The 18195-nt window shown below is 62.0% G+C and carries 12 protein-coding genes and 1 pseudogene; 4 read left to right on the forward strand and 9 right to left on the reverse strand.

Annotated elements, in window-relative coordinates; all coding sequences use genetic code 11:
- Positions 1-109 precede the first annotated feature (109 nt).
- The gene (locus BLIJ_RS11970; RefSeq protein WP_012578537.1) at positions 110-1393 is read right to left on the reverse strand and encodes an enolase C-terminal domain-like protein; all 1284 of its coding nucleotides are present in this window, start codon (positions 1391-1393) and stop codon (positions 110-112) included.
- A 179-nt stretch (positions 1394-1572) separates the two neighbouring features.
- On the opposite strand from BLIJ_RS11970, the gene BLIJ_RS11975 reads away from it, so the two are divergent.
- On the forward strand, positions 1573-2601 hold the full coding sequence (locus tag BLIJ_RS11975) for a LacI family DNA-binding transcriptional regulator (protein WP_032743891.1): 1029 nt from the start codon (positions 1573-1575) through the stop codon (positions 2599-2601).
- Here BLIJ_RS11975 and BLIJ_RS11980 read toward each other — a convergent pair.
- Both BLIJ_RS11980 and BLIJ_RS11985 read right to left on the reverse strand, forming a co-directional pair.
- Positions 2583-4031: an FtsX-like permease family protein gene (locus BLIJ_RS11980; RefSeq protein WP_012578539.1), complete on the reverse strand. Its 1449-nt coding sequence runs from the start codon at positions 4029-4031 to the stop codon at positions 2583-2585. The genes BLIJ_RS11975 and BLIJ_RS11980 overlap by 19 nt on opposite strands.
- Complete coding sequence (locus BLIJ_RS11985; protein ID WP_041982159.1) at positions 4028-4978, reverse strand: ABC transporter ATP-binding protein; 951 nt, start codon at positions 4976-4978, stop codon at positions 4028-4030. Before BLIJ_RS11985 ends, BLIJ_RS11980 begins: the two co-directional genes overlap by 4 nt.
- A 419-nt stretch (positions 4979-5397) precedes the next feature.
- Between BLIJ_RS11985 and BLIJ_RS14510 the strand changes: the two are divergent.
- Positions 5398-5604 (forward strand): annotated as a pseudogene (locus BLIJ_RS14510) (type II toxin -antitoxin system TacA 1-like antitoxin); the annotation flags it as partial.
- A gap of 927 nt (positions 5605-6531) precedes the next feature.
- Here BLIJ_RS14510 and BLIJ_RS11990 read toward each other — a convergent pair.
- The 5 genes from BLIJ_RS11990 to argS form a co-directional block, all read right to left on the reverse strand.
- Entirely contained in the window at positions 6532-7986 is a 1455-nt protein-coding gene (locus tag BLIJ_RS11990) for a Maf family nucleotide pyrophosphatase (RefSeq protein ID WP_012578542.1), read from the reverse strand.
- Between the two features lie 136 nt (positions 7987-8122).
- Positions 8123-9235, reverse strand: coding sequence for a homoserine kinase (thrB, locus tag BLIJ_RS11995; protein ID WP_012578543.1), 1113 nt, complete (start codon positions 9233-9235; stop codon positions 8123-8125).
- Between the two features lie 93 nt (positions 9236-9328).
- Positions 9329-10645, reverse strand: coding sequence for a homoserine dehydrogenase (locus BLIJ_RS12000; RefSeq protein ID WP_012578544.1), 1317 nt, complete (start codon positions 10643-10645; stop codon positions 9329-9331).
- Positions 10646-10812: 167 nt separating this feature from the next.
- Complete coding sequence (locus BLIJ_RS12005) at positions 10813-12405, reverse strand: diaminopimelate decarboxylase family protein (RefSeq protein WP_012578545.1); 1593 nt, start codon at positions 12403-12405, stop codon at positions 10813-10815.
- A 2-nt stretch (positions 12406-12407) separates the two neighbouring features.
- Positions 12408-14270, reverse strand: a complete 1863-nt coding sequence (argS, locus tag BLIJ_RS12010; protein ID WP_012578546.1) for an arginine--tRNA ligase — start codon at positions 14268-14270, stop codon at positions 12408-12410.
- A gap of 88 nt (positions 14271-14358) precedes the next feature.
- On the opposite strand from argS, the gene BLIJ_RS12015 reads away from it, so the two are divergent.
- The gene (locus BLIJ_RS12015; RefSeq protein WP_012578547.1) at positions 14359-15291 is read left to right on the forward strand and encodes a LysR family transcriptional regulator; all 933 of its coding nucleotides are present in this window, start codon (positions 14359-14361) and stop codon (positions 15289-15291) included.
- A 93-nt stretch (positions 15292-15384) separates the two neighbouring features.
- Positions 15385-16638, forward strand: coding sequence for a MalY/PatB family protein (locus tag BLIJ_RS12020; RefSeq protein WP_012578548.1), 1254 nt, complete (start codon positions 15385-15387; stop codon positions 16636-16638).
- Between the two features lie 48 nt (positions 16639-16686).
- Here the strand turns inward: BLIJ_RS12020 and murA are convergent, their stop codons facing one another.
- Positions 16687-18012 carry a UDP-N-acetylglucosamine 1-carboxyvinyltransferase gene (murA, locus tag BLIJ_RS12025; RefSeq protein WP_012578549.1) on the reverse strand — a complete coding sequence of 442 codons (1326 nt, stop codon included), beginning with the start codon at positions 18010-18012 and terminating at the stop codon, positions 16687-16689.
- Positions 18013-18195: the final 183 nt, after the last annotated feature.

Genomic DNA, 18195 nt, shown 5'->3' on the forward strand with positions numbered 1-18195 from the left:
TTCATGGGTGTTCCATGTCACGCCCGGCCGGGGCTTCGGCACCCCAGCCGGAGTGGTTGTGTGTTGTTGTGTTAAGTTGTGTTGTTCAGTTATGAATTTCCAGTTGCGGTCAGCCGCGATACAGGTACTTCTCGGCCGTCTCCAGCGTCATTTCGGTACCGTTGCCCGGAGCGGTCGGAGCGACGTAGTTGCCGTCCTTGATCTCGGTCGGGTGGACGAAATGTTCATGCTGGTTATCGACGTATTCGATCATGCGGCCGTCCATCGTGCCGGACACGGCCACGTAATCGAACATCGCGAAGTGGCATACGGCCTCGCACAGGCCCACGCCGCCGGCGTGCGGGCAGACGGGCTTGTTGAACTTCTTCGCGAGCAGGTATTCGAGCACGATCTCCTGCGGACCGGCCACGCGGGTGGCGTCGATCTGCATGATGCCGAAGGCGTTCGCCTGCAGATACTGCTTGTACAGGATGCGGCTCTGCATCTGCTCGCCGGTGGCCACCTTGATGGGGTTGATGGCGCGGGCGATGGTGGCGTGGCCGATCACGTCGTCGGGGCTGGTCGGCTCCTCCACCCAAGCCAGATCGAAGTCGTGGAACTTGTTGATCCAGTCGATGGCGGTGGGAACATCCCACACCTGGTTGGCGTCCACGGCAAGACGCACGTCGGGGCCGATGGCTTCGCGGGCCTTGGCCAGGCGACGCAGATCGTCGTCGATGTTCTGGCCGACCTTGAGCTTGATCTGCTTGAATCCCTTGACCTGCGTCTCCTCCTTGGCGAGCGCGACCATCTTCTCGTCGGAGTAGCCAAGCCAGCCGGGGGCGGTGGAGTAGCCGGGGTAGCCGACCTCGAGCAGGTGCTTGATACGCTCGGCCTTGCCCTTCTGCCCTTCCCGAAGAATCTCAACGGCTTCGGCGGGCGTGAGCGCGTCGGTCATGTAGCGGAAGTCGAGCGTGGAGACGAGTTCCTCGGGTTCCATCTCGCCCAACAGCAGCCACAACGGCTTGCCGGCACGCTTGGCCTTGATGTCCCACAGCGCGGAAAGCACGGCGCCGATGGCCATATGCTCCACGCCCTTCTCAGGGCCGAGCCAGCGCAATTGGGAATCATGCACGAACAGATCCCATGCAATGCGCATGTTGTCGAGCAGTTCCTCGGTGTTGCGCCCAATCAGCACCTGCGACATCGATTCGATGGCCTTGCAAACCACATCGTTGCCGCGGCCGATGGTGAACACGAAGCCGACGCCCTTGATACCGTCATCCGCGCTGGTGGAGATCTCCACGTATGCGGAGGAGTAGTCGGGATCGGGGTTCATCGCGTCCGAACCGGACAGCGTCTGAGAGGTGGGGAATCGGAAGTCATACGTCTTGACTTGGGTGATGGTACTCATGTGTTCGGGCTCCTTCGCCTTGGTGAACCATTGCCTTCAGCATACCCCTTGATTTAGAAATTTACAAACCCGATTACGAAAATTTTTCTCCCAGAACACGCGAAGTAAGGAAAACTACGAAAAAATGCGGCGTTATGGGCCATAATGGTGAACAGAGGCAATGGCAGAGAGGAGCGGTGATGGCCAACGACAATCCCACGCATAAGCTCAAGGTCGGTGATCTGGCGAAGATCGCCGGTGTCTCCCCCTCGACCGTCTCCAAGGTGATCAACGGCCGGCCCGGCATCTCCGACGAGACGCGACGTCAGGTCGAACAGGTGCTGCGCGAGCATGGTTACTCGCGCCCGCTGGTGAGTACCAAGCTCTCCCCCACCATCGAACTCGTCGTCGAGTACATCGCGCACAACGGCACGATGGAACTCATCAAATATGCCTCGCACTGGGCGCAGCAGGCGGGCCTCGCCATCACGGTCACCCAGACCAACCATGGCGATGCCACGGAAGACTGTTTCCGCGGCATCATCGATAGGAATCCCCAAGGCGTGATTATGCAGCAGATGGGCGGTCTGACCACTCAAGCGAAGTCTTTGTTGAAATCACGCAGTATTCCCGTGGTCATCATCGACCCAATCGATACCGTCGATTCGGATGTGATGAGCGTGTCCATCGATAACTGGACCGCAGGATACCAGGCCGGCAAACACCTGCTGTCGCTCGGCCATCGACGCATCGCCGTCATCCGGGGGCCGGCGAACCTACAGACCAGCATCGCGCGCTATAGCGGATTCACCGTCGCTCTGCAACAGGCCGGGGTGGATCTGCCGGAGTCCTATATCGAACAGGGCGACTACTTTCCCGCCGAAACAAGCTATGAAGCAGCCTGCCGGCTGCTGGAACTCCCCGACCGACCCACCGCGATTTTCTGCTGCAACGACTTGTCGGCGGTAAGCACGTATCGCGCGGCACGTGAACATAAGATTCCGTTACCCAAACAGTTGTCCGTAATGGGGTTTGACGACATTTTCCCCGCTGATCAGCTCATGCCTTCCCTGACCAGCGTGCACCAGCCGTTCAGCGAAATCGCACAACGTGCCGTGCAGATGATCATCGACAACCGCAATGACAATCCGGGCGATATGCACGTCATCCTTCCCACCAGCGTCGTCATCCGGGAAAGTACCGTACCGCCTCAGTCATCAGCCCGATAATCGGCCAGATTCAAGCTGGCCGCCACCCGATTGGACGCGAACGCGCCGATGGAGACCAGCGCATAGCACAGCACAAGCCCGCCGAAGAAGCTGGCCAGCGTGGCCGGTTCGGTCATCGAAGCGGCGAACAGAGGGGCCATAAGCAGCATGGAACAGCCGCCGGCCACGATCACCACGATGTTGAGCGGGGTGAGTACCTCGATGAATCGCGCACGGTTCAAGGTCTTGACATCAGTGCCTTCCAGCACCAGCATGCGGTATTCGCCGGCTTGATCGTAGACGCTGCCAGCCTGCATCACGCCGGAACTGACCGCCGCAAGCACTGCGGCGAATACGAGGGTCAGGATGCCGCCCGTGCCGATATCGCGAATGAACACGGTGGATGGATCATTGGGGTCGCCCACCACAGCGGCCGAGCCAAGGAAGCCACAGATTGACGTGATGCCGGCGATGAACACGGCCAACGCAATACCGGACACATTGCGCCACGCACGCTTCGGATTGTCGAGAATCCTGCGCATGGCAATCATCGTGGCCGCATCCTTGGGCCGCTTGGCCTTGGCTTTGGCGCGAGCGGTGACCACCCAGGAGCCCACGAGGTTCACCAGCGCGAAGCACAGCAGCATGAAGCCGATGATCACGCCGTACATCACTACTTCACCGGCCTGAGCCAGCACCATCGGATTCTTGAACAGAAGAACGGCAATCACCATGATGACGGCGAACACCACCACACGCCAGCCGGACGGCAGCGTAGTCGCAACGCGTGAAGTGACGCCGAGTGGCGTGATGGCCACGCGCCGAAGCGTGACCAGCGAAGAGATCAGCGCCAACACGGTCACGCCAACAAGCGTAATGATCAAGGCAATCGGCCCCACCCACAGTTGCTCGAACGTAAACGTCTGATTCTGGAAATGCAGCAACATGATTAGGGGGATCAACACGCAGTACCCCGCGATGCCAATCAGCGCCCCCACCAAGGCCTGCCCAGCCGCATCAAGCGCCGTAAGGCGAATAACTTGCCCCGTGGTCGCGCCTGCCAAGCGCAGGGATGCGAGCCGAGCGTCACGACGGGACGCAGCCAATCGCGCGGCGGAACCGGCAAGCGCCACGAACGGCACAATCAGCAGCAGGCAGGCAAAGAACGCCAGCACGACATATGCCGTGGCGTATTGATCCAGGCTGTGGGGATTGGCGATACGCTGCTTCCAGATTTCCGCTGTTCCGGGTTTGCAAGCGTCGAGATTGATTGCGCATCCAATGGTGTGGTCGGCGGAGGCGCGCCACATGAACCCATGCACGCCGCCCAAAACGGTGAGAAAGATAGTGGTGGCTGCGGCAAAAGCAATGATGGCCAACACCGAAGTATGACCCGCACTGCCACGCGAGCCGGGGCGATGGAACAATCGCCACAATGCGAAAGTGCTCATCGTACGCCTCCCAGCTGGCCGTCCTGCATGGTCACGGTGCGCGAGCAGAACGAAGCGACGTTGGGGTCGTGGGTGACGACGACCACGGCGGAACCGTTGTCCCGCGCGGCGGCCATGAGGATGCCCATGACCTCGCGGCCGGTGGCCTGATCGAGGGCACCGGTCGGTTCGTCGGCGAAGACCACGGCAGGTTTGACGGCGAGCGCACGGGCGATGGCGATGCGCTGCATCTGTCCGCCGCTCATCTCCCCCGGCCGGTGCGTGGCGAGCGCGCGCAATCCCATGCGTTCCAGCCACAGGATCGCCGTGTCGGTGGCGGTGCGGTAGGGCATGCCGTCAAGCATCATCGGCAGGGCGATGTTTTCGACCGCCGGCAGTTCGGGCAGCAGCTGGCCGGATTGGAAGACGAAGCCGAAGGCGTTGCGGCGCAGTTTGGTGCGCTCGGCGTCGCTCATGCGGCTCAGGTCGGCACCACGGAAGATGACGGTGCCGGCGGTCGGCTTAATGATGCCGGCGAGCGCGTGCAGCAAAGTGGATTTGCCGGAGCCGGACGGGCCCATCACTGCAACCGTCTCGCCCTCGCCCAGCACAAAGTTCACGTGGTTCAAGGCAAGCGTGTGCATGGTGGGCATGACGAAGCCCGGTTGGATGGGCTGATTCGGTTGCCCAGCACCGGGTATTCCTGCGGTGCCTTGGGCGGCGGGGTTTGCGGGAGCCGGTGCGTAGCCGGCACCTGCGCCGGCGGGAACCACACCGGTGACGCCGTGCCCGGCTTGCGCGCGGGCCATGCTGGCGGTGTAGTCCATGACCAGGTCGTGGGCCTCGATGACCGGGGACCACTGCTGGGTGTGCGATGCCGGCTGCTGGAACTGTTGGGGTTGCTGAGGCTGAGCCGCCGGTCCCGGCGCCGGCTGAGTCTGCTGCAATTGCGATGCTGCTGTATTCATACTCCCGAGCGTACGGAGCGAACGCCCAGCCGACCATCGGGCTGCGGTATGAACCTTTCTGGATTACCGGCCCGCTCCTCATCCGCAAGGATTAGAGATACGCAGTCGACGCGACAATACATATATCAGATGTTCATTGCTCGAGAAGACGAGGAACAGTGGAAGACCGGTTCGGAAGCTGGAACCACATAGGCCGGTTCGGCTGGATATGCGAATCGCACGCACGGTATGTTCAGGGAACCAGCGCGCTGCGCGCCTGTACATCGAACAGACCAAGCAAAGGAGCCCACATGGCCATCGCAATCGACATCCCGCACACACCAATCGTGTCCGTACAAAAGTCGTACAACAGGAGTATGACTACAGAGAATAACAAGAACAGTCGTTTTGAAATGAGACTCACCTAAGAGCAACGTTCCAGAATCGACCAAGCGGCCGAGTCCAAAGGCATGACTTCGTTGCAATGGGCATTATCGAATCTGCTCGCCGCCGCAGATCGGGACATCCATGAAGTTCATATCATTCGGCTCAACAGTAAAGCGTGGAATGATTTCACCGCAGCATTAAACGAACCTATGGGCCTACGTCTGAATGAATTGTTGGAGCGTGATCCCATATGGACGTGACCAACTTCACTGAGCCTCGGCACCTGACTGCGAGAGGATATTTCTGGTTTCGACTGCGGCCTGCCATTGGCCAATGATTGGCTGGTTTCCACACACTAAGTGCATACAGCATTGAGCATTCGGAAGCTCCCGGTTGGCCGAACCCCATTCCCGTAATTTTGCTAGGCATGATGGGCGTGGATATCAGATTTCAAACCATGCACGTCGACAGTCAGTTACTCCGAGATGCGGTATTTCATTCTCTGAACGATATGATTTTCGGCATATCCCTGAATCATCTAGAATGTTTACTCCGCTCAATGTCCACAATCACCAATGATTAATGGCTGGAGACCGCTATTTGACGCCGACCATTGTCTGAATCGCATTCAGACACAACACTCCTCATTGCGCGCAGACCAGCGAGTTCCGCCGAGTCGGCGATGTGTCTCTTCGGCGGTTGATTTAGGATTTTCCGCATGCGACAGCTGACCACACCGCTAAAAATGCCATTTTCGCACTGACTTGGGGCGGAGGTCGTGGCGAAACGCACGGGGGAACGTGTGTCATCCGATATGGTCATGCCCGCCAGACATTGAAGCGTCCTGTCTATGCGCGGTTGATGTCCCGGTGGCGGGGTCAATCGATCGACATACGAACCGGGACAGATTCGGCTGTCCCGGTTCGGGATTTCGGCCTCTTTTGGCGAACCGGGACAGGCCCTTCCATGAACACCCGATATATGCAAATCCAAAACCCCGGAATTCCGCCATTCCCCGACGGCGACCATCGCACGATAGGGCGTCAGGTGAATGAGATTCTGTCCCGGTTGTCCCAAAAGAGACGAAATGACGAACCGGGACAGCAGAATCCGTCCCGGTCCACACGCGGTTCACACGGCATTACCCAAGTAAACTCATCGGCAAAACATTGGCCCAGCCAACACCACTACCGATGTCCAGCACAGGCCAGCTCGTCCAGGCGGGCGGCGAAGCGGGGCCAGTCGGTCTTCATGGCGGTGAGGAGCTTGCGGTTGGGCACGTCGTCAATCGGGACCCAGCAGATTTCCATGCTTTCGTCGTCGTTTGCCTTGGGCTCGACGGTGTGGCCGGGCTTTTCGAAGGCAAACACGGTGGTGTAGGCCCACGGGCCGTGGTCCTCGCAGTAGGAGCCGACCACCTCGATGTCTTCGGGAGTGATGTTGGCTTCCTCATAGCTTTCGCGCAGCGCGCCCTCGATGGGCGATTCGCCGTCCGCAGTGGCACCGCCGGGGATACCCCACGTGCCGCCTTCGGCGCTCCACGCGGCGCGATGTTGCATGACCACGTGGGTCACCTTGCCACTCACCGGGTCGCGGCGAGCCAGCAGGATACCGGAAGCACCGTTGGCGCCCCAATGCTTGCGGCCGCAGGCGCAGTCCACCCAGCCATCGCCGGGCTGGTGTACGTTTTCGACCGGCGGCAGAATGCCAGCGTGCTGGTTGCCCGATGCCTTGCTTTCCGGTTCCAGTTCACCACGGCCGACATTCCACAGGTCGGTCCACGTGATGCCCAGTTCGCCGGCCAGATGCCGGGCCAACGGCAGGCTGAGGCCGATGATGCCGTGCGGATCGCCCTCAATGCTGTCGATGAACGCACCACCGAAGCCTTCCAGCGTGAACGATCCGGCGACTTCCAGCGGCTCGCCAGTGGCAATGTACCGTTCGATGTCGGCATCGGTGAATTCGCCGAAATGGACTTTGGCGTGGCTTGCGCCGCGCACGGTACGTCCGGTCGCGAAATCGATCAGGCAGTGGCCGGTCCACAGTTCGCCGGTCGCGCCGCTCATGCGCTTCAGTCGTTCTCGGGCCACGGCTTCGCTGTGCGGCTTGCCGTAGCATTCGCCGTCCAAGAGGAACATCGAATCACAGCCGAGAATCAGCGGGCCGACTGTCGCCTCGGTCAGTCCCGGCTGTCCGGCAATAGCGGTGGCGATGGGTTCGGTGACGGTCGGCATATCGATGCCGGAGAAGTCGCGCGTGGTGGCGATTTCCGCCTTGGAATAGTCAATAGGCTTGCCGGCGGCGGCTTCACGCAGGTCTTCGCCGGCAGCTTCGCGTTCCGAATCCTTGATCTCCTTGGCCTTGAGCGGGTAGGCGATCACGCGGTCACCGGTCGCGGCGGCGGCAGTATCGGCCACATCACGATACGCACGATGAACGGCCTCGGCCTTGGCCACGGCCAGAATCATCACGCGCTGCTTGATGCTCAGATCGTCGACGGTGACGCCTTCTTCACGGGCGGCCGCTTCCAGCGCAGCAGGCTCATCCACGTGCGAGACGCGAATTGTGGGGCAGATACCCGCCGAATACAGCACGTCACGGCGAGGCTTGGACTTGGAAGCAAGAATTAGCGGAATGGACATGACTTAATTCCTTATGCTCCCGCTGGCGGGAGCTGTCGAACGAAGTGAGACTGAGGGTGGTCTCTGCCGGTATGGCGGACCACCCTCAGACCGCCTGCGGCGGCCAGCTCCCGCCAGCGGGAGCCTTCTCCTCGACTTAGCGACGCTCGATTTCGACGCCGGCGGTGTTGATGGGCAGGTGAAGCACACGCCAATGGCCGGAAGCAAGCTGCTCCGATGCGATCTGGTCGATGGCTTCGCGGGCGTTGCCGTAATGCAGCACGAGCACGCAGGGGCCGGCACCGGAGACTGCGGCGGCATAGCCCTTGGAGCGGAAGAGCGCAATGAGCTCGGTGGACGGCGGCATCAGGGCACCGCGATACGGCTGGTGCAGTTTGTCCTGCGTGGCGGTGAACAGTAGCGCGTTGGACTGGGCCTGGGCGGCCGCAAGCTCGTCGGCGAATGCCGATTCACGGGTTCCGTCAGCGCAAGCGCACGTATCGGTATCCTGAGCCGGGGCAGCGGCGACGCCGGACTTGCCCTGCTGGGCGGCCTGGGCCAGCACCACGGGATTCATCGCAGCGGGCAGCAGACCCACGCGAGACACGTTGTAGACGGCGTCCTTGTATGGCAGTTCCCTAGGCAGCGCCTGACGGGCCTTCTCAGTGGACAGCTCATAGTCGGGCACGAACACGGCGGCGGTGATGGACGGGTCCACCGGGTAGTTGACGGCGTGGAATCCGCCGTGCAGCGGTTCACCACCAGGAACGGCGACCGAGCCGACGCCTTCCGCGGTTTCGAAGTCCCAAGAGACGGTCAGGCCACCGAACACAGCCGGGGCCACATTGTCCGGGTGTCCTTCAATCTGGGCGGCCATATCGAAGATGGCCGGACGGTTGAGGTCACCGGTCTGGGCGAAGGCCGCGGCGGCGGCGATGCCGGCCACGATGGCCTCGGCGGAAGAGCCCATGCCACGAGCCTGAGGGATGTTGTTGGTCACTTCCAGCGTGAAGCCGAGTCGGCCGAGGCCGAACGTGGCACAGGCACGGCGGAAGGTGGAGACCACGAGATGGGTTTCGTCGCGTGGGAGGGTGTCGGCGCCCTCGCCGTGGATGATCACGTGGGCAATGCCGTCGTTCGGGTCGTCGTTGAGCGTGAAAGTGAGCTCGTCATAGTAGTCGAGCGCCAGACCCACGGTATCGAAGCCGGAGCCGAGGTTGGCGGACGTGGCGGGCACGCGCACGTGAACGCTATTGCAGATTGGATTCATGGTTGTTCCTTAAAAAGGAGCTCCCCTTGTCAGGGGAGCTTGGGTATTCAGCTTTCACCGTTCGACCGCCTCATCAGAGGGAGCTTAGGTTTGTCAGTCCAGCACGCGCAGGATGGACGGGTCGCCGGTGACGAAGTCGAGCGCCTGCACGGCCTTGACGGTGTTGCGCAGGGTTTCCTCGTCGGTCAGGTGGGTCACGACGCGCAGCTGCTGGATCTCGCCGTCGTAGCCGGGGTCGGTCATGGTGGGCTTCAAGTCCTGGTTCACACCGTTGATGGAGACGCCGTTCTTGGCGAACTCGGCGGCGATGGCGGCCAGCACGCCCGGCTTGTCGTGAATCAGGAAGCGCACGGCGAATGCAGCCTTGGAGGCGGTAATCGGAGCCTTCGGCAAATTCTTGTACAGCGGGATGGCCGGGCCGGTGCAGCCGGCGGTGATGTGACGGGCTTCGGTCACCACGTCGCCCACAACGGCGGAGGCGGTCGGAGCGCCACCGGCACCACGTCCGTAGAACATGAGGTCGTCGGCGGCATCGGCCTTGACGAACACGGCGTTGAAGGAGCCGTGCACGGAGGCCAGCGGGTGGTTCTCGTCGATCAGGGCCGGGTAGACTCGGGCGGAAACGCCAGCCTCGCCGTTCTCGACCACGGCGAGCAGCTTGATGACCTTGTGTTCGGCGGTAGCTGCGGCGATATCGTCGGCGGTGATCTTGGTGATGCCTTCAACGGACACGTCGTCGATGGTCACGGAGGTGTGGAAGCCGAGGGTGGCCATGATGGCGGCCTTGTTGGCGGCATCGTAGCCTTCGATGTCGCCGGTCGGGTCGGCTTCGGCATAGCCTTTGGCCTGGGCGTCCCTCAGGACGTCATCGAACTGGAGACCCTTGGTGGTCATCTCGTCGAGGATGTAGTTGGTGGTGCCGTTGACGATGCCGAGCATGCTGGTCACCCTGTCGCCGACCAGGGACTCGCGCAACGGCCGCAGGAACGGGATCGCGCCGCCCACGGCGGCTTCGAAGTAGATGTCGACGCCTTTGGCTTCAGCGGCGGCGTAGATCTCGGGACCGTATTTGGCCAGCAACGCCTTGTTGGCGGTGACCACGGAGGCACCGGATTCGATGGCGGCCAGCACGAATTCACGGGCCGCGGTGGTGCCTCCGATGAGTTCGATGACGATGTCCGAGTTGGTGGCCACGCTCATGGTGTCGGTGGTGACAATGGACTGGTCGATCCATGGGAACGCCTCGGTGGCCTTCGGATGGCGGCATGCGACGCCGGTGAGTTCGATCGGACGGCCGATGCGAGCGGACAGTTCGTCCTTCTGCTCGACGATCAGACGCGCCGTCTGGGAGCCGACGGTGCCGGCACCGAGCAGGCCGACGCGGATCGGGGTTTCGTCGTTGCGAGCCAATTCAGGGTCCTTCCAAAAAGTTTTCTATATCCCACCGCTATTTTACGGATTATTTCCGACAGCAGTTGGGAGATTCCAATTGCTTCGCTGCTCCCCTCGGCCACCTACGCCTGACAGCTCCCCTCTTTGAGGGGAGCTGGCTCGCGCAGCGAGACTGAGGGGAGTTCTCATTCGCTGACGTCGAGGTTAAGTAGGTCGTCTACGGTCTGGCGGCGGAGCATGACGTGCGCGCCGGACTCGCTGACAGCAACCACCGCCGGGATCAGCGCCTGGTTGTAGTTGCTGGCCATGGTGCGGCCGTATGCGCCGGTAACCGGCACGGCGAGAATGTCACCGCGCTTCAAATCGGCGGGCAACTGCACCTCGTGAACCACAATGTCGCCGGATTCGCAGTGCATACCGCACACGCGGGCGAGCATCGTTTCAGCGGAACCAGTGCGATTCGCCAGACGCGCGGTGTAGTCGGCACCGTAGAGTGCCGGACGAATGTTGTCGGACATGCCGCCATCCACGGACACGTACACGCGCTCGGCAATCGGGTTGCCGGCACTGTCTTTGACATCGGACAAGTGCACGTGCTTGATGGCGCCCACGCGGTACAGGGTCACGCCGGCAGGCGCCACGATGTAGCGGCCCGGCTCGAAGCTGATGGCCGGCGCCGGCATGCCGAGCGCACGGTTGGTGCTGTTGACCGCATCCGCCAAGCGAGTGAGTTCCACGTCAATGTCCATTGAATCTTCGCCATCGGTGTAGGCCACGGAGTAGCCGCCGCCGAGGTCGATTTCGGGCAGGATGTAGGCGTCGGTGGCCCACAGGGTCTTACGCAGCAGCATCATGCGCTTGGCCGCGTGAATGAAGGCGTCCGCATCGTGGATGTTGGAGCCGATGTGCGAGTGGGCTCCGACCAGTTCGAGTACGTCCTGGTTGGCAAGGATGATCTTGAGCACGGCGATGGACGGACCGTCCGCAATGGCTTCCATCGCGGCGGCCAGCGCCTTGTCTGTGTCGGAGACTTCCTCGTGGCTCAGGTCGTACGGGTACTTGACGTCGTAGTGCAGCTCGCGCTCCGATTTCTCGGTCTTTTCCGCGCCATTTTCCGGGGAATGCGTCGCAGAGATACGCGCGTTGGTAGCGGCAGGCGTCACGTCTTTGAGGGCGTTCAGCACGTCGAGCACAGCGGCGTCGGCCCCGGCGGCCAGCAGCGGCACGCCGAACTTCTGGTCCTCGTGAGCAGTGGAGATGTACTCGTGGCCGCCGGCGTGGACACCGACGGTGACGCGCAGCATCACACGGGCGCGTTTGCCGAGCCTGCGGGCGATGGCAGCAACGCGCTCCGGCTCGTCGGGCTCGTCGATAACGATTTTGGCGAAGCCCTGTTCGATGGCCAGCGCGATTTCCTCATCGGACTTGTTGTTGCCGTGCAGCACCAGACGACGTCCGGGAACGCCAGCGGCGAGGGCGATTTTCATCTCGCCCATCGTGCAAGTGTCCACAAACATGCCGGCCTCGGTGACCAATCGCACGACTTCTTTGGACAGGAACGCCTTGCCGGCAAAGCTCACGTGCGTGGTGGAGGTGTCGAATGCTTCGGCGGCAGCGCGCACGAAGTGCCTGGCACGTGCGACTACTTCATCAGTGTCGATGAGATAGAGCGGCGAGCCGAACTCGTCAAGCAGCGATTCGGCGGTACGACCATGAAATTCGATGGAGCCTTCGGCATTCACAGCCGTAGCGGCCGGCCAAATTGGAGAAATAGGCATAATCACATCTTCTCGGGGGCGGTGACGCCGAGGAGGTCGAGGCCGTTGGCGATGACCTGCTGGACGGCGTCATTGAGCTTCAGGCGGGCGGCGGCACGGGCCGGCTCCGGGTTCTTGGCGATCTCCAAGGCCTTGCGAGCTTCGTCGTCGCCACGGGTTTCCGGATCGGTCAGGACCATCGGCACCACGCGCTCCACGTTGTACCACTTGTGATAGGTGGCGGCCAGTTCTTCGAGGTAACGGGCCACCTTGTGCGGCTGGCGGTCGTCGGCCGCGGTGGCGAGCACGCTCGGGAACTGGGCGAGGGCGGCGAGCACTTCGCCGTCGGCCTCGGTGTCGAGCAGGGCCAAGTCGGCACCCTCGTAGCTGATGCCGGCAACGGCTGCGTTGCGGTCCACGTTCTTGGAGCGGGCGTGCGCGTACTGCACGTAGTACACCGGGTTGTCGTTGGTGTGCGAGGCGAGCAGGGCCAAGTCGATGTCGAAGTTCTGGTTGTAATCGGAGCGGGCCAGCGAGTAGCGGGCGGCATCCACGCCGACCACGGAGACCAGGTCGTCGATGGTCACGACGTTGCCGGCGCGCTTGGACATGCGCACGGGCTTGCCGTCCTTCATCACATTGACCAGCTGGCCGATGAGAATCTGCATGTTCTTGCCGGGCTCGTCGCCGAAGGCCGCGCACATGGCCATCATGCGGCCGATATATCCGTGGTGGTCGGCGCCAAGCATGTAGATGGCCACATCGGCCGGGTTTTCGGCACGGTGACGCTTGTCCCAGTAGTAGGCGATGTCGGCGGCGAAGTAGGCGAACTCACCATTGGACTTGATGATCACACGATCCTTGTCGTCGCCGTGCTTGGTGGATTCAAACCAAGTGGCGCCGTCCTTGTCGAAGATGTCGCCGCGGGACTTGAGCTCTTCGATGGCGGCGTCGACCTTGCCGTCGGCGTACAGGCTGTTTTCATGGAACCAGACGTCGAAGTTCACGCGGAAGTCCTTCATGGACTTCTGAATCTCGTCGAACATCATCGGTACAGCGCGCTTGCGGAATTCCTCACGCACTTCGGTATCGGCTTCGCCGAGCGGTTCGCCGTCGTCGTTCAGGCCTTGATCCTGGTGGGCCAGTGCGGTCAGGTCCACGCCGTCGGACTCGGCTTCGGCCTGAACACGGGCGGCGATCTCGTTGATGTAGGCACCCTTGTAGCCGTCGCACGGGGTTTCGGTCTGGTAGCCGGCGTCGCCCAAGTTATTGGCCTCGGCCCAGGCGGCAACCAGCGACTTGGCGAAGCGGTTGATCTGCTCGCCGTGGTCGTTGAAGTAGTATTCGCGCACCACCTTGGCGCCGTTGGCTTCGAGCACGCGGGCCATGGCATCGCCGACGGCAGCCCAACGAGTGCCGCCGATGTGAATCGGACCGGTGGGGTTGGCGGAGACGAACTCGAGATTCAGGGTCTGACCGCCCAGATGGGCGTTGCGGCCGTATTCGTTGACCTTGTTGAGATGCTTGTCGGTGTCGGTCACGGCACCGGCGGCGAGTACGGTGTCCACCACGGCGGCGGCCGAGGCGGAGTCAAGCGTGATGTTGATGAAGCCGGGGCCTGCCACCTCGACCTTGGCGATGCCGTCGGCTTCAGCGAGCGCGGCGGCGAACGGCTCGGCCAGATCGCGCGGCTTCATGCCGGCCTTCTTGGCCAGCTGCATGGCGATGTTGGAGGCCCAGTCGCCATGCGCACGGTCCTTCGGGCGCATCACGGCGAGCTTGTCGACGGGAGGGATCAGATCGTCGGTCAACGTGCCGGCCTGGCCGGCGGCGACGAGGTTGTGGGCAATGCTGGAAATCAGTTCACTTAAGGCTTCAGGACTCATTCTTCTAAGGATACCGGCGATGGCGACACCGTGCCGCGTCCGGTCATCGTCGGCGGCCATAATGGAACGACGCGCGAAAGAGGTGCATATGGCCGGGCTCAATCCCCAATCATTGGTCACGTTGTGGCAGATCGAACAGTATGGTTCGTTCTCCGCCACGGCCAAGGCCACGGGTTGGTCGCAGCCGGCCATCAGCCAGCAGATCAAAAAGCTGGAGGCACAGTGCGGTTCGACTCTGGTGCAACGCACCTCGCATGGTGTGGAACTCACCGCCACCGGTTCGATGCTCGCCCGCCACGGCGAGGCCATCGCCGATCGGCTGGAGCGGGCGGCCCGTGAGGTCGAGGATTATCGGCATCATCGGTTTGCTCACCTGCATTTGGTGGCCCCACCATCAATCTGCTCTACTATCGCGGCCCGTACCGTGGTCAAGCTCAGTATGTTCACGGACATCGAGCTGAGCCTGATTCAGATGGAGCCACCGGAGGCGATCGGTCTGATTTCCCAAGGCAAGGCCGATGCCGCCGCCGTGTTCCGCTACAGCAGCATCCCGAACTTCCTGCACATCGGCGACGACCTGACCTTCCATTCGCTGGGTTACGATCCGATGCGACTGCTGGTGCACCGCTCCAGCGGCATCGCCAAACGATTCGAGGAGACCGGCGAACCTGTGTCGCTGTCCGCCGCCAAAGACGAGCATTGGATCGCCGGTTGCCCCACCTGCCGCGCAAATTTGGTGAAACTGGCCACCCGTGCCGGATTCAAGCCGGATATCCGCCACTGCACGGATGATTACTGGGCCACGCAGAACCTGGTCGAGGTTGGTATGGGCGTCTCGCTGGTGCCGGCGCTCGATACGCATATCAACTTGCAGGGCGATCTGGTGGCCTGTCCCATTGCCGACGATTTTGCGGCGCGCGAGGTCGGCATCGTGACTCGTGCCGGCGACCATCGCCCAGCGCTTGGTTCATTGCTCGAGGAGCTCGAGCGCACGGCACTCAAATATTTGAGTGCCAAGTAGTCGCACAGCGATAAGCAAGCTTGCGAGCGCCATCACGATTTCGGGGAGCCAGACCGTTGAGCGGCCCTTCTGCACCGGGAACAATGGCATGTTATGAGCATGAACAACATTCCCCAGTCAACGACTGTGAGCAACGCAACCGCCGGCGTCTCTTGCTTTGATGCCAATCACATCGACGTGACGACCATCGAGGATCTGGAGCAGGTCGGTTCGGATAAATGGACCCGTTACCCCGGCTGCATCGGCGCATTCATCGCCGAGATGGATTACGGTCTGGCACCGTGCGTGGCCGAAGCCATCGAAGAGGCCACTGAACGTGGCGCGCTCGGCTACATTCCCGACCCATGGAAGAAGGAGGTCGCCCGCTCGTGCGCCGCATGGCAGCGCCGCTACGGCTGGGAGGTGGATCCAACGTGCATCCGCCCGGTGCCGGACGTGCTGGAGGCGTTCGAAGTGTTCCTGCGCGAGATCGTGCGCGCCGGTAACTCCATCGTGGTACCGACTCCGGCCTATATGCCGTTCCTAAGTGTGCCGCGTCTGTATGGCGTGGAGGTCCTTGAGATTCCGATGCTGTGCGCGGGCGCCGGCGAGAGCAGCGGGCGCAATGATGAATGGCTGTTCGATTTCGACGCCATTGAGCAGGCGTTCGCGAACGGCTGCCATGCCTTCGTGCTGTGCAACCCGCACAACCCGATCGGCAAGGTATTGACGCGCGAGGAAATGCTGCGATTGTCCGATCTGGCCGCCAAGTACGACGTGCGTATATTCTCCGATGAGATTCACGCGCCGTTCGTCTACCAAGGCCACACGCATGTGCCATTCGCCTCAATCAACCGGCAGACGGCCATGCAGGCTTTCACCTCCACTTCAGCCTCGAAGTCGTTCAACATTCCCGGCACCAAGTGCGCGCAGGTGATTCTCACCAATCCGGATGATCTGGAACTATGGATGAGGAACGCGGAATGGTCCGAGCACCAGACGGCCACCATCGGTGCCATAGCCACCACTGCGGCCTATGACGGCGGCGCGGCATGGTTCGAGGGCGTGATGGCATATATCGAGCGCAATATCGCGCTGGTCAACGAGCAGATGCGCACGAGATTCGCCAAGGTGCGCTATGTGGAGCCGCAGGGCACGTATATCGCGTGGCTGGATTTCTCGTCACTGGGCATCGATGACCCGGCCGACTATTTCTTCAAGAAGGCCAACGTGGCGTTGACAGACGGCCGTGAATGCGGCGAGGTCGGGCGCGGTTGCGTGCGTATGAACTTCGCCATGCCCTACCCGCTACTGGAGGAATGCTTCGACCGCATGGCCGCCGCGCTCGAGGCGGACGGGCTGTTGTAGAACAAAATCGCGGCTCCCCTCAAAGAGGGGAGCCGAGGAACGGCCGAATTAGTCGAAGTCGGCGCCGAGGGCTTCGAGTTTGCCTCGGAAGTCGGCGTAGCCTCGGTCGATCAGGCTGATGCCGTGCACGTCCGAGGGGCCGGACGCGGCCAAGGCCGCGATCAGATGGCTGAACCCACCACGCAGGTCCGGCACGTCGATGTCGCGTCCGGTCAGCGGGGTCGGTCCGAAGATCACGGCGGAATGCTTGTAGTTGCGCTGCCGGAAACGGCACGGCAGCGAGCCCAGGCACTCGCGGTACAACTGGATGGTGGCACCCATCTCGACCAGCGGCTTGGTAAAGCCAAAGCGGTTCTCATACACGGTCTCGTGCACAATCGACAGGCCATTGGCTTGCGTCAGGGCCACCACGAGCGGCTGCTGCCAGTCGGTCATGAAGCCAGGGTGCACGTCGGTCTCGATAGCCACGGGCTTCAAGTCGCCGCCCGGATGCCAGAAGCGGATGCCCTTGTCCGTCACCTCGAACTTGCCGCCCACCTTGCGGAACACGTTCAGGAACGTGATCATCTCCGGCTGGGTCGCTCCCTTGACGAAGATGTCGCCGTGCGTGGCAAGCGCGGCGGACGCCCAGGACGCGGCCTCGATACGGTCGGTCAGCGACGTGTGCGTGTAGCCTTGCAGCTCCTTGACGCCTTCAATGCGGAAGGTGCGGTCCACGTCCACGGAAATAATCGCGCCCATCTTCTGCAGCACGCATACCAAATCCATGATCTCCGGCTCGGTGGCCGCGCCCGACAGTTCGGTCTTGCCCTCGGCCAGCACGGCCGCCAGCAGCGTCTGCTCGGTGGCGCCCACCGACGGGTAGGGCAGGTGGATCTTCGCGCCGTGCAGGCCGTTGGGCGCGGTGATGTGGATGCCGTCCTTGTGCTCCTTGTCCACCGTGGCGCCCAGCTTGCGCAGCGTCTCCAAATGGAAGTCGATCGGGCGCCCGCCGATCGCGCAGCCGCCGAGTGCGGGGATGAACGCCTCGCCCAGACGGTGCACCAGCGGGCCGGAGAACAGGATCGGGATGCGCGAGGAGCCAGACAGCGTGTCCACGTCAGCCACATCGGCCAGCTGAACATGAGAGGCATCGATAGTCACAATGCCCTTTTCGCCGTCCACATCCACGTCCACGCCATGCAGGCGCAGCAAATCGGACACCACATGCACGTCACGGATCTCCGGCACGTTCTTCAGCACCGACTTGCCCGGCGCCAGCAACGCGGCGACCATCGCCTTGCTCACGAAGTTCTTCGCGCCGCGCACCTTAATCGTGCCAGCCAGCGGCTTGCCGCCTTCAACATGCAGCACGTCATCCGGGTTCTCAGCCACGCCACTCTCCTCAATCAATCAATCAAGATTCAAAAATGCTACCGTCCAGTTTGCCATAAGCCATGTGCCGACTCCGTGAAATGCCGCAGCCGAACTTTGATCACCGTGCACAACGGATTCCACACCCCGTCGAATCAAACCAATAACGTGATCTTCCTCACATTTGCCGCCACGGCGTTCTCC

Source organism: Bifidobacterium longum subsp. infantis ATCC 15697 = JCM 1222 = DSM 20088 (assembly GCF_000269965.1).
GTDB lineage: Bacteria > Actinomycetota > Actinomycetes > Actinomycetales > Bifidobacteriaceae > Bifidobacterium > Bifidobacterium infantis.

Bases quoted from the DNA above. Each gene is read 5' to 3' on its own strand.
- BLIJ_RS11970 (WP_012578537.1), bottom strand. From the start codon at position 1,393: ATGAGTACCATCACCCAAGTCAAGACGTATGACTTCCGATTCCCCACC.
- BLIJ_RS11975 (WP_032743891.1), top strand. From the start codon at position 1,573: ATGGCCAACGACAATCCCACGCATAAGCTCAAGGTCGGTGATCTGGCG.
- BLIJ_RS11980 (WP_012578539.1), bottom strand. From the start codon at position 4,031: ATGAGCACTTTCGCATTGTGGCGATTGTTCCATCGCCCCGGCTCGCGT.
- BLIJ_RS11985 (WP_041982159.1), bottom strand. From the start codon at position 4,978: ATGAATACAGCAGCATCGCAATTGCAGCAGACTCAGCCGGCGCCGGGA.
- BLIJ_RS11990 (WP_012578542.1), bottom strand. From the start codon at position 7,986: ATGTCCATTCCGCTAATTCTTGCTTCCAAGTCCAAGCCTCGCCGTGAC.
- thrB (WP_012578543.1), bottom strand. From the start codon at position 9,235: ATGAATCCAATCTGCAATAGCGTTCACGTGCGCGTGCCCGCCACGTCC.
- BLIJ_RS12005 (WP_012578545.1), bottom strand. From the start codon at position 12,405: ATGCCTATTTCTCCAATTTGGCCGGCCGCTACGGCTGTGAATGCCGAA.
- argS (WP_012578546.1), bottom strand. From the start codon at position 14,270: ATGAGTCCTGAAGCCTTAAGTGAACTGATTTCCAGCATTGCCCACAAC.
- BLIJ_RS12015 (WP_012578547.1), top strand. From the start codon at position 14,359: ATGGCCGGGCTCAATCCCCAATCATTGGTCACGTTGTGGCAGATCGAA.
- BLIJ_RS12020 (WP_012578548.1), top strand. From the start codon at position 15,385: ATGAGCATGAACAACATTCCCCAGTCAACGACTGTGAGCAACGCAACC.